This is a genomic window from Lactococcus sp. (genome assembly GCF_036648155.1).
GTDB classification, from domain to species: Bacteria; Bacillota; Bacilli; order Lactobacillales; family Streptococcaceae; genus Lactococcus; species Lactococcus cremoris.
In genome coordinates this window covers 89,034-100,806 of the sequence record NZ_JAVXIY010000002.1, presented here as the reverse complement: position 1 = coordinate 100,806, position 11,773 = coordinate 89,034, and the positions used below count along the sequence as shown (strand labels likewise).

Below are 11,773 nucleotides of genomic sequence, written 5' to 3'. Positions count from 1 at the left end.
CTATACTATGAATGCTGGAGATTCTGGACGAATTACCAATGTTGGAACAACCCTAGCCGGAACGAATCTAGATTTGATATACAAAGTCATCTCGACAGATGAATCAAGCTGGCAAGTCCCTAAAGAAAGTACGTCTGACTGTCCGATTGGATTGGCTTTTACAGGCGAGCAAAACATCGCTAACTCAGACGGAAACTCGATTGTTGCACTTTATTTTGGGGCAAACAATGTCAATATTAACTATCAAATCGTCGCACATAATACAGACTTTCAAGTCCCGGTCCTCGCTTCGTTTATCACAACGGATATTGATATGGCTCAAGGAGTCAAGACCAATCTTGCCAATCTCTTAACCGTCATTCCAAAGACAACCAACCTTGCGGCAGACACTAACAATATCATTTATGATACGACAAGTCCCGACACCGATTTGAATGGACAGGCCAGCTTGCCTTATGGCGGTTATCTGGGTGTTGGTTTTCTGTCAAACTTTGACTATGATTTTTACAGTCCAGCGCCCGCTCGTGTGGGAAATTCTTATCAATATTCGCAAGGGGTTCGCTATGACCTCTTTGGGTCGGCACTTCAAGCACATCTGACCACACAAGTCAGAGATATTGTTTATCTTAACTACTATGATGCGGACGAAAACAATCAATTGATTGTTCCTCAACATCAATTTATCTGGTTTCCAGGGCTTTCTTGGACAATACCAGCTAGTAAGTTCCCACACTATCAATACGGTTGGCAAAACCAAAGGACCAACGGAAATACAATTACCATTGGCGACTACTACCATATCCAAAGTACCGTTACCTATGATTATTACGGCACAGACGGTCTTTATCTAGGTCAAAAATCAACCACAGGACTTTATGGACATGCTTATTCAGTCAATGTGCCTTATAACTTTGGCAATTACTACATTGAAGGTAGCACCACACGGTCGGGACTTTATCCAAAACATGATGAAACACTTGATGTTTATTACAAATACGTCCCACCGATTGTTTATTACAATACGAGTAACCCTTATGCGACGACTTACTACGCTAATGGGTATGAGTATGTGCCAAATTATATTCCACCTGTGGTTTATTATGCGCCAACTTATGGCTATGACGGTGATTACTCTTCTGATAGTGGAAATTCTGATGGAGATTATAACTCCGCCAATAATGTTGCACAATCTCAATCCCCTCAACAAAACAATAATAAGAATTCATCTGTTCACTCACAAAAATCTAGCAGGAAATCTTATAAAACTAGGGCTACCCATGGTAGTTCTACATTAAAAGGTATTCTTAGCACAATAGTAGGTGACATAACTTCTAAATTAGGGACATGGGGGATTATGGCTGAACGTGCAACAAGCAAAGAAATTTCTGATACAATTTTTGGAACAGTATTTGATGCTTTTTTACAATTCTCTACAAATAATCCAAGTATAGCAGCACTAAAAACAGCGGTTCATTTGGGGATAACAATTTTGGTAAATATATTAGTTGATTTATTGAGTTTTGGGGCTGCTTTTCTATTAGGTTGGGTTATTGCATATTTCTTGGATACACTAGCTGATTGGGCAATAGATAAGTGGGTAAGGTAATGATGCAGAATCAAAAGAACCGACTTATTCCACTAACAACCCAAAATAAGGTTATTTATTTCATTGGAGAGCAAGACCATAAAATTTATAAAGGAGAATATCAAAATAAGTTTATTGCGACTCTTGTGACAACATCGCCAACAATCATTAGTCCTATTACTAGCCTGTCAGGGGTTTTACTCCAAAATTCGACTCGGACTTCAATATTAATTAACCTTTTAATAACAATAGCAATATTGGTTATCTCTGTTCTAGCAGGAGTGCTGGCAAATTTCCTTTCAAGTAAAATTAAATATAATTATTCTTTAACAGCTGTAAATTTAAAGATTAAATATTCTTTACTCAAGCGTGCGCAATTTTCATATCGAGTAATTGTTATTTTAATTATAATTTGGTTAATAGTAACGCTTTTTACGGGCTATCTTTTTATCGAAAGTTCGAATTTACAATTACTAATCATATATGCTGTTGTAGTTTTTGCTATCCCGGTTTTAATTTCTGGTTTTAATATCATTAAAGATAGAAATTGTATCGCAGAAGTTGTATTGAAAGAATTATTGGAGGAAAAGAGTTTAGATGATTAAGCAATTTTCCTCATTATCAATACGGTTGGCAAAACCAAAAGGCGAATGGGAACACGATAAATGTTGGTGATTATTATCATATCCAAGTACCGTCACTTATGATTACTATGGTACGGACGGTACCTATCTAGGACAACAATCAACCACAGGCCTCTATGGGCATGCTTATTCAGTGAACGTCCCTTATAACTTTGGAAATTACTATATTGAAGGTAGTACCACAGAGTCAGGCACTTATCCCAAACACGATGAAACGCTAGAGGTTTACTACAAATACGTGCCACCAATTGTCTATTACAACACAAGCAATCCTTATGCGACGACTTATTATGCCAATGGCTATGAGTATGTGCCAAATTATATTCCACCTGTGGTTTATTACTCACCGACTTATGGTGATTACAGTTATGATGGAGGTTATTCTTATTCTAGTGGTTATGGTTATTCATCAGGTGGATATAGTAGTTCTAGCGGAGCTTACTATCCAAATTATGTTCCGAAATCTGCTTATTATTCTAAAGAAGCCCAGCTAGTTGCAGAGGAAAATTATTCTTCAAGTACACAAACGAAAAAATCGTCTGGTGGGGGCTTTGGGTGGATATCAAACCAGTGGAATTTGGCAATGGAAAGTGAAAAACATTTTGATTGGGGGTTAGCTGGAGCGAGTGTTGCAACTGTAATGGTCGCCGGATTGGCAACTTTCTCTTCAATGGGGAATGGAGGTGACACGAATGTTATTACTCCATATGAAGAATATTATAAAAATGGGTCAGTTTCTCCTAAATCAGATAATTTATCTGATTTAGGTTCTCCCTTAGACTACGACTCTTTTGAAGATGATGAAGATGAAGAATATTCACCTTTAGGAGGCACCGGTGACCCAGAATAAAGAAAAGATTGATGTTTCTTCTATGAACGATTTTTTAGAAAGAAATAAAAAGTTAGAACAAGAGAAAACAGAAAAGCAAAAGCATTCAAATAAAATTCGACAATATGCTTTTTCAAATCAGGTAACTTTTGAAAGTCTAACGAAACAAAAACCTAGAAAGATTCATCACGGTAGGGCATTTAAAAAGATGTCGAAACTTATTTCAAGTTCATTGGATTCAGATGATTTATCTGATACGATACGCTTAATTTTGGAAAACACTAAAAAATATATGGACTTGAAGATATTTGATTTGCAAGATGCTAGGCGTTATCTTCAGGGGGGAATTTGGCAGTATTCTCAATCTGATAAGGACAATGAATTAACAGAATTAGAGAAGAATATATTATCGGAAATGAAAAAAAGTATATTTCTTAGAATACTTAGTTATCGAATTGTTATTCTGCTATTCATTTGTTCGATAATAATATATTTACTGTGGAGATAGAAGTTGGAGGCACCAAATGACCCAGAATAAAGAACCCGAAAGAAAACCGATAGACCCAAAAGATTTAAATAAATTTGTTAATGGGCTTAATGATTATCGTGATAATTGGATGTCTGAAATTAATGGTAAAGACTATCTAACACCAAATCGAAAAATTGAGGAAAATAAAAAAAGTAAAAAAGAACAAAACAATAGTACGAAAGCTTTACAAAAAATTGAGGACCTTTTAAATGATTCGAATAAATCTGTCGATTCATAGATGATTCTGCAAATAGCTAAAAAGAAATTAGAAAGTGGAGAGTTTAATTCAGAGGATGCAGAGGATTTTATTGTACATGATTTATTGTTATTGACTACAACACCGGGAAAACAAGGAATAACGAATAGGGAGAGAGATTATATTAATAGTCGACGAAAAAGAGGCGGTATGAGAACAGCCTTGATTTCTGTAATTGGTACTATCATAATTTTTCTAGCATGGGCAATTAAAATGGGTTTCTTCAAATAGGAGGGAAAAATGAAATCAATTACTTCCAAACAAACAGCTTTTGTCGGAAATATTTTAACTACTGTTATGGTAGCATTTATGGGCACGATAAATATCATAAATAATTTGTATTCTTTCGCTGGCTATTCTCCTTTTGTAATAGCACTAATGGGAATAGTTGCAATGTCAGTTTACCCTGCATTAGAATGGGTGGCATATAGTCGTATTGGGAGAAGGGGAGGGAAATGGTGGAAATTATTTCTGCTTGTGATGGGGATATTATCTATATTTCATAGTTATAGTAGTTTAGGAAATATTTTAGTATTTTCATTTAGAATCATTATAGGAATTTGCTACATCTTTACATTTTTTCTAAAGGATACTAAGCTTTCAAGTAACAGTAACTAAGAAAGAAGGGAGCTAATGAGTCAAAATAAAGAGATTGAAAATTTAGATGATATTTTTTTAACTAAAGATAAAAATAAATCTAAAAAAAATAAAGAAAAAACGGCTGAAGAAAAAGCCAGAGAAACTGAGCAGATTGTGGCTAACCTTAAAGAAATGCAAGAGCGCGGGAAGAAGTGGAATGAAGAACATAAAAGTGAAGTTTATTATGACAGGCGAGGGCTAGTCAGATTTGAAAGTCTTACTAAGCAAAAACCAAGAAAAATTAAGAGAGGAAGAAAGTATCAAGTATTTATGGAAAATATCGATAGCTATCTTGATTCTAATGAGATTAGATTAGAAATAAAAAAACTGCTTCAAGATACTAAAGATTATTTACTTCAAGGAATCTTTGATATTTTTGACGCTAATCGTTATCTTAGAGGTAATATTAATTTTCTAGTTCATCAAGGGAGTCAATTAAATGATTATGAACGAAAGATTCTTAAATCATTTAAAAATAAATCATATATAAAAAATATCATCACAATCATAAGCATCTGTGTGATAATATATTTAATGTTTAAGTATATTTAAATAATAAAAGGCTTCTATCAAATTTTCTTTTAATTATGGCTTGAAAAATAAAAAAATAGAAGAGCATATGCTCTTCTATTTTTTATCATACCTCAATCCCATCGCATTGATTGAAACAATCACAGTTGAGATTGACATAAGAACTGCTGCAATAAGAGGGTCAATATAAATCCCCGTAAATGGATAAAGGATTCCTGCTGCGACAGGGATAGCAATAATATTATAACCTGCCCCAAACCAGAGGTTTTGCTTCATTTTCTTAAGCATTCTTTTTGAGATATTTATCATATCTAAGACGTCACTTGGATTGGAGTTAACTAGAACAACATCAGCAGTGTTAATGGCAACGGAAGTACCTGCGCCAATTGCAAAACCAATCGTAGCTGTTGCAAGTGCTGGTGAATCATTGACACCATCACCAATGAAGAGAACACCTGCTTTCTTCTGATATTCTTTCACAATCTCTGCTTTATCTTCAGGCTTTAATTCCGCTCTAAATTCAGGAATATTTAGTGCGGTAGCAATTTTTTGAGCAGTTTCCTTGTTATCTCCTGTTAACATGACGGGTGTGATTCCTTGAGCTAACAGGCCGTTTATAAAATATTTGGCATCAGCTTTTGGAGTATCTCCTAAAGCGATGAACCCTAAAACCTTTTGTTGGTCATTGATTAAGAAGGATACAGTTAACCCAAGTTCTAAGTATTGGGCAATTTTTGATTCATCATAAGAAAGTTGATGTTCGCGAAGATATTTATAATTAACGATTTGATAAAAGTGTTGATTGACTTGACCTTTAATCCCAACCCCAGGGATATTTTCAATTGCTTCAACTTTTAGACTTTTCAGAGGTTGAGCTGCATTAACGATTGATTGAGCAATCGGATGAGTAGAACTTCCTTCAAGAGCTGCCATGATTTGTAGAATGTCCGTATCATCAGTAAAATCAATAACATTACGGACGACAAATTTACCATCAGTTAATGTGCCTGTTTTATCCATCAATGCATATTTAATCGTATTGATTTTTTCTAAAGAAGTTCTATTTTGAATAAGCAAACCATTTTTAGCCGAAATACTGGTTAAGCGTGAAACGACAAGTGGAACCGCAAGGCCTAAAGCATGTGGACATGCAATCACAAAAACAGAAACCGCAAGAAGTAAGGCAAAACTAAAGTTAGAACTAATCGTCCAAAAAATTAATGAAAATATACCGACAATAAGTGCAGCGTAGAAGAGGTATCCAGCTACCTTATCTGCCATATTTTCAAGATTAGATTTTTGGGATTGAGCTTTTTTGACTAGTTCGGCAACTTGATTAAGGAATGAATCTTTTCCAAGTGTTGTGACTTTCATTTCAAAAGGTTGATTTTGGTTCAGTGAACCACCATAAACAGAATCATTCATTTTTTTGCTAATCGCCCGACTTTCGCCAGTAATCATAGATTCATCAATAAGGGCTTCACCTAAAATTATTCCGTCAGCAGGTATTTTCTCATTTTCTTTTACTAAAAGTAAATCACCAACTTTTAATTCGGAAAGTTCCACATCTTCACCATTTTTTAAGTGAGCTTTTTTAGGAACAAGACTTGCTAAGTCTTTTAGTGCATCACCGGCACCCATGATTGCTTTCATTTCAATGAGGTGACCAATCAGCATAATGACAATTAAGGTTGCAAGTTCAAACCAGAAGTTCATTCCCATCTGTCCATTAAGACTCATGATTGTGGCATAGACTGAGTAAGCATAGGCAACGGTAATTCCCATTGTAATCAGCATCATCATGGCTGGCTTATGACTTTTTAGTTCGCCTTTAGCCCCGCTGAAAAAAGGAGTTCCAGAATAGAAGAAGATGATTGTTCCGAGAATGAGTTGGAGAATTTCACTACCGGGGAATTTAAGGATTGTAAATCCAGCAATTGGTGAAATGAGTAGAAGCGGAATCATTAGAACGATAGCAACTTTGAGCTTTTTACTCATATCGCCCATGTGCATCATGTGTCCGCCATGATTCATCATGTCCATATTTTCCATATCACCCATTGGATGTTTGTTATTTTCCATAGTCATCATTTCATGATTATGATGATTTTCATGCATCATTTCATCATGGTTTGATGAATGAGTTATTTTTGACATATCTTCCTCCTAATTGAATATTTTAAGTTTGCTTTTCTATATATAGTTTACAACTGTAAACTCACAAAGTCAAGGGAATAAGTTGTATTCTGTAAATGTTACAAAAAATAACCGAAAGGTTTCTTTTGTTTCTTAAATGTGTTATTATAATATGTGACGACAGCATACTTTTAGAAAAAGGTAGCGGTAAGGAGAGAATAAATGAAAAAGACACGTCCAGAAGTGACTACTGTTAATTCCAAATCTCATTTTCGGACTTGGAAATCGGGGAAAAGTTGGCTGTATGCTACATCAGCATTAGCTCTAATTATTGCTTCAGGAACAATTACTGAGCAAACTGTAAAAGCGGACACAGCAGTTGATAGTAGTCAGCAAATCATAACTACAGGTAGTATCGCTAATGAAGTAACAAGCCATTCAGATCTAGGTTCATCAATAAACAGTGACGTAGCCATTAGTCAAAACCAAGTTGTTTATGAACAACCTAGTGCCATAAGTTCTAATGCGACAGTTAGTTCAGAAACATCTAATAGTGAAACACCGACTCTTGTTTCTTCGGAAAATAGTAGCGCGAGCGATTCTTCAGTAAATCAAAATATTACGACTGCAACAACACAAAGCACTACAAATTCTAGCGCTTCATCAGAAATTTTAAGTTCAGCAAGTGATATCACCACAAGTGCAAGCATTACAAGTTCTGTTGTGAGCTCTTCAGCTTCGGCAGATAGCTCACTATTGTCAGACAGCTCTCAAAGTTCAGCCACTTCACTTCCAACTGAAGTGCAAAGCTCGACGGATTCATTAACCATAATAAGTAGTAGCTCAGCTCTTGATAATAATCTCCAAGCAAGTTCAATGAGTTCAAACATTAGTTCTATCGCAAGTAGTAGTACCGATAGTGCTGTTGTTTCTTCTTTCACAGCCTTACTTGCCGCTAATCCGTCTATGACAACAATGCTTACTCAAATGCTTGCTGCTAGCGCTCCTGCTACAAGTACGGCAAGCAATTCACCTATTCTAGACACGACATTGGGTGACCTTGTCAATCAAGCGATATCTACAGTTGGAATTAGTGGTTTAGAAAGTATTTTCAATACTCTAGCCGGTTTTAATATTCCGGGAATGAGTACGGCTGCAACTGCCTTAAGTGGTGTTGAACAAATCGTAAATATCGTAGGAAATATTCAAGAGGCCGCTGCTAACCCTGGAGGTTATCTGCTAAGTAGCCTAAAAACTGCGGGAATAGATGTTGCTCAAATTCCATTAGTTGGTGGAGCAATTGCTGACGCATTTAATTCTATTCCATCAATGAGTCCTGCTGATATGCTTACTTTTCTTGAAAATCCGACAATTCCAGGACTTTCAAGTATTCCTGGAGCCAGTCTTGTATTAAGTCCTGTACTTAATGCTATCAGTACTATCACAAGTGGAATTGTCAGTCAGCTCAATACAACCACCTCGGATGCTTTGGGTGGTGTCAATTTTGATTTAAATACGCTTGTATCGCTTCAAGGAAATGATCTTGTTAATTATCTTGCAGGTTTAGTGGTTAATTCAGCCATCAACCGAGTAGGTCAAGCGGCTTGGAGTCAATTGTCACCAATCATTAATGATGTTCCGGTTGTCGGCTCTGCCATCAGCAATGTCCTCGGACCAATTTTAAATAATCTTACGAATACTTCACTAGGTGAAGTTGCTAATTTAACAGGAATTTCTAGTGTAGTTGACCAAATAAATAATGCCTTGAGTAATTTAACAAGTCTTGGTTCTAATGCTTTATCAACTATCGAAAATGTAGTTCAAAACGGTTTAAGTTCTCTAGGGAACCTTCCATCAGATGCTGCAGATGCACTGAATCAGATCCTCAATCAAGTGCAAAATGCCATAAGCAATATTGTTAATAGTGTCACAAACATCGTCAACAGTTTACCAGGTCTTGGAGCAATCGAAAATGGAGCTTCAAATATTATCAATCAAATACAAAATGGCCTTGGTGGTTTTGTTAATAATGCGCTCAATGAAATAACGACGATTATCAATTCTTTAGAACCAGGCGCTTCTGCATCAACAACCAGTCCAAGTTCTGGTGCTAATAGTAATCAGACAAGTTCATCTTCAAGTAATTCAAGCAGTTCAAGCTCAACTTCAAATAATTCAAGCTTAAGCTCAAGTGAAGCAAGTAATTCGAGTTCAACATCAAGTGAGATGAGTAGTGTTGCTTCAAATTCAAGTGATTCAAATATTTCGAGTTCGTCTTCAAGTGAATCGAGCAGTGCTAATTCAGATTCATCTGATTCGAATATTTCAAGTTCAGCATCAAGTGAGATGAGTAGTGCTAATTCAGGTTCAAATGATTCGAATAATTCAAGTTCAGCATCAAGTGAGATGAGTAGTGCTAATTCAGATTCATCTGATTCGAATATTTCGAGTTCGTCATCAAGTGAGATGAGTAGTGTTGCTTCAAATTCAAGTGATTCAAATATTTCCAGTTCGTCTTCAAGTGAATCGAGCAGTGCTAATTCAGATTCATCTGATTCGAATATTTCAAGTTCAGCATCAAGTGAGATGAGTAGTGCTGGTTCAAATTCAAGTGATTCGAATATTTCGAGTTCGTCTTCAAGTGAATCGAGTAGCGCTAATTCCAGTTCATCTAATTCAAATAGTTCGAGCTCCAGTGAATCAAGCAGCGCTAATTCAAATTCAAATTCAAATGATTCGAATAATTCAAGTCCAGCATCAAGTGAGATGAGTAGTGCTAATTCAGATTCAAGTGATTCGAATAGTTCCAGTTTGAGTTCGAGTGAGATGAGTAGTGCTAATTCAGATTCAAGTGATTCGAATAGTTCCAGTTTGAGTTCGGGTGAGATGAGTAGTGCTAATTTAGATTCAAGTGATTCGAATAGTTCCAGTTTGAGTTCGAGTGAGATGAGTAGTGCTAGTTCCAATTCATCTGATTCGAGTATTTCGAGTTTGTCTTCAGGTGAGATGAGTAGTGTTGGTTCAAGCCCCAGTGATTCCAACAGTTCAAGTTCAACATCAAGTGAATCAAGCAATGCCAGTTTATCAGCTATAGATAATAATACTCCACCTATTTATAGTGAGACGAGTTCGTCTTCAAACCCAGCGAGTCACTCCAGTTCGGTTTCAAATAAATCAAGTAATGCTAATTCAACTTCAAATGATTCAAATAGTCCAAGTTCAACTTTAGTGGTGGGAATGACAAAACCTATTAACTATATGAATGTTAAAGGTGTAAATGTTAGTGATGTTACAAGTGGACAAGGAATAAAATCAAGTCCTCTATCTACTCAAAGTACCATAGTTTCTACTATGCCAAATCTTGAAAATCCTATTTCGATAAGTAGAGCAACTTTGCCGATGAGTGCGACAGTAACTACAAGTAGCACACTTCCTGATACAGGTTCTGATGATAGTTTAAGTGCTGAATTAGCGATATTGGGACTTGGACTGATTGCAACATTGACTATTGGGGAAGTTAAATATAAAAAAGTACGTAAGTAATATCTTAGAAGAAAAAGAAATTTTCCTCACCTATGAGAAAATTTCTTTTTTTATTAAAATTTACGAACAATTAAAACTAAAGCTGACAAATCCAATTTGAGGAGTTGAGGGTTGAAAGTCAGCTTATGGTATAATAGTTTTATGAACTTGATAGATGGAAAAGCACTTGCAGCTAAAATGCAAGCTGAGTTGAAAGTTAAAGTCGATAAATTAAAAGAAGCAGGCAGCGTTCCTGGACTTGCTGTTATCCTTGTGGGTGAAGACCCAGCAAGTCAAATCTATGTCCGAAATAAAGCCCGTCAAGCAACGGCAATTGGTTTGAATTCTAGCGTAGTCCGTCTACCAGAAACAGTTTCAGAAAAAGAGCTTTTGGAGCTGATTGAACAATATAATCAATCAGAACAGTGGCATGGTATTTTGGTTCAATTACCTTTACCAAAACATATTTCTGAAGAAAAAGTTTTATTAGCAATTGACCCTGAAAAGGATGTAGATGGTTTTCACCCAATGAATATGGGGCGTTTGTGGGCTGGAAATCCGTTGATGATTCCTTCAACACCAGCTGGAATTATGGAGATGTTCCGTGAATATAATGTCGAACTTTCGGGAAAACGTGCGGTGGTGATTGGGCGTTCAAACATTGTTGGAAAACCAATGGCACAGTTACTGATGATGGCAGATGCGACGGTGACAATTGCTCATTCAAGGACAAAAAACTTACGAGAATTAACTAAAGAAGCGGATATATTAGTGGTAGCCATTGGTCGTGACCGGATGATTAAAGCGGATGATGTTAAAGGTGGAGCAGTTGTCATTGATGTCGGCATGAATCGTGATGAAGACGGAAAATTGCATGGCGATGTTGATTTTGATGAAGTCAAAGAAGTTGCAAGTTTGATTACTCCTGTTCCTGGTGGAGTTGGTCCAATGACCATTACAATGTTGATGGAACAAACGGTGCGTGAGGCAACTAGAAAAATGAATGAAAATAGTAACTGATAAGAATAGATGAAAGAGTAATTAAGTTTATAAGCAAAGTTCTCCTCAATTATTGATAATAAATAATTTGTCAGGATATAAA

General features: G+C 36.1%; 9 protein-coding genes and 2 pseudogenes. 10 read left to right on the top strand and 1 reads right to left on the bottom strand.

The genetic code is table 11. The features are described 5' to 3' along the window. The 8 genes and pseudogenes from RSC39_RS02375 to RSC39_RS02340 form a co-directional block, all read left to right on the top strand. Positions 1-1,606: pseudogene (locus RSC39_RS02375) on the top strand (cell wall anchor protein); the annotation flags it as partial. Continuing rightward, on the top strand, positions 1,594-2,190 hold the full coding sequence (locus RSC39_RS02370) for a hypothetical protein (protein WP_332534839.1): 597 nt from the start codon (positions 1,594-1,596) through the stop codon (positions 2,188-2,190). The pseudogene RSC39_RS02375 and the gene RSC39_RS02370, both read left to right, overlap by 13 nt. Then, positions 2,190-3,079 (top strand): annotated as a pseudogene (locus RSC39_RS02365) (cell wall anchor protein); the annotation flags it as partial. The gene RSC39_RS02370 and the pseudogene RSC39_RS02365, both read left to right, overlap by 1 nt. Then, positions 3,066-3,566 carry a hypothetical protein gene (locus RSC39_RS02360; RefSeq protein ID WP_332534837.1) on the top strand — a complete coding sequence of 167 codons (501 nt, stop codon included), beginning with the start codon at positions 3,066-3,068 and terminating at the stop codon, positions 3,564-3,566. The pseudogene RSC39_RS02365 and the gene RSC39_RS02360, both read left to right, overlap by 14 nt. Before the next feature lie 16 nt (positions 3,567-3,582). Next, the gene (locus tag RSC39_RS02355) at positions 3,583-3,825 is read left to right on the top strand and encodes a hypothetical protein (RefSeq protein WP_332534835.1); all 243 of its coding nucleotides are present in this window, start codon (positions 3,583-3,585) and stop codon (positions 3,823-3,825) included. Next, positions 3,826-4,074, top strand: coding sequence for a hypothetical protein (locus RSC39_RS02350; protein ID WP_021211068.1), 249 nt, complete (start codon positions 3,826-3,828; stop codon positions 4,072-4,074). Between the two features lie 9 nt (positions 4,075-4,083). Continuing rightward, positions 4,084-4,461, top strand: a complete 378-nt coding sequence (locus RSC39_RS02345; protein ID WP_310835479.1) for a hypothetical protein — start codon at positions 4,084-4,086, stop codon at positions 4,459-4,461. 15 nt (positions 4,462-4,476) lie between these two features. Beyond that, a complete protein-coding gene (locus RSC39_RS02340; protein WP_332534829.1) occupies positions 4,477-5,034 on the top strand; it encodes a DNA repair protein in 558 nt (185 codons plus the stop codon). 75 nt (positions 5,035-5,109) lie between these two features. On the opposite strand, the gene RSC39_RS02335 is transcribed toward RSC39_RS02340, so the two are convergent. Beyond that, a complete protein-coding gene (locus RSC39_RS02335; protein ID WP_332534827.1) occupies positions 5,110-7,170 on the bottom strand; it encodes a heavy metal translocating P-type ATPase in 2,061 nt (686 codons plus the stop codon). A gap of 201 nt (positions 7,171-7,371) precedes the next feature. On the opposite strand from RSC39_RS02335, the gene RSC39_RS02330 reads away from it, so the two are divergent. Continuing rightward, positions 7,372-10,692 (top strand): KxYKxGKxW signal peptide domain-containing protein, encoded by a 3,321-nt coding sequence (locus tag RSC39_RS02330; RefSeq protein ID WP_332534825.1) that lies wholly within the window; start codon positions 7,372-7,374, stop codon positions 10,690-10,692. A gap of 141 nt (positions 10,693-10,833) precedes the next feature. Then, positions 10,834-11,691: a bifunctional methylenetetrahydrofolate dehydrogenase/methenyltetrahydrofolate cyclohydrolase gene (locus RSC39_RS02325; RefSeq protein WP_332534823.1), complete on the top strand. Its 858-nt coding sequence runs from the start codon at positions 10,834-10,836 to the stop codon at positions 11,689-11,691. The last annotated feature ends 82 nt before the right edge of the window (positions 11,692-11,773 follow it).

Coding starts and splice junctions, on each gene's coding strand:
- RSC39_RS02335 (WP_332534827.1), bottom strand. CDS start 7,170: ATGTCAAAAATAACTCATTCATCAAACCATGATGAAATGATGCATGAA.
- RSC39_RS02355 (WP_332534835.1), top strand. CDS start 3,583: ATGACCCAGAATAAAGAACCCGAAAGAAAACCGATAGACCCAAAAGAT.
- RSC39_RS02330 (WP_332534825.1), top strand. CDS start 7,372: ATGAAAAAGACACGTCCAGAAGTGACTACTGTTAATTCCAAATCTCAT.
- RSC39_RS02340 (WP_332534829.1), top strand. CDS start 4,477: ATGAGTCAAAATAAAGAGATTGAAAATTTAGATGATATTTTTTTAACT.
- RSC39_RS02325 (WP_332534823.1), top strand. CDS start 10,834: ATGAACTTGATAGATGGAAAAGCACTTGCAGCTAAAATGCAAGCTGAG.
- RSC39_RS02350 (WP_021211068.1), top strand. CDS start 3,826: ATGATTCTGCAAATAGCTAAAAAGAAATTAGAAAGTGGAGAGTTTAAT.
- RSC39_RS02345 (WP_310835479.1), top strand. CDS start 4,084: ATGAAATCAATTACTTCCAAACAAACAGCTTTTGTCGGAAATATTTTA.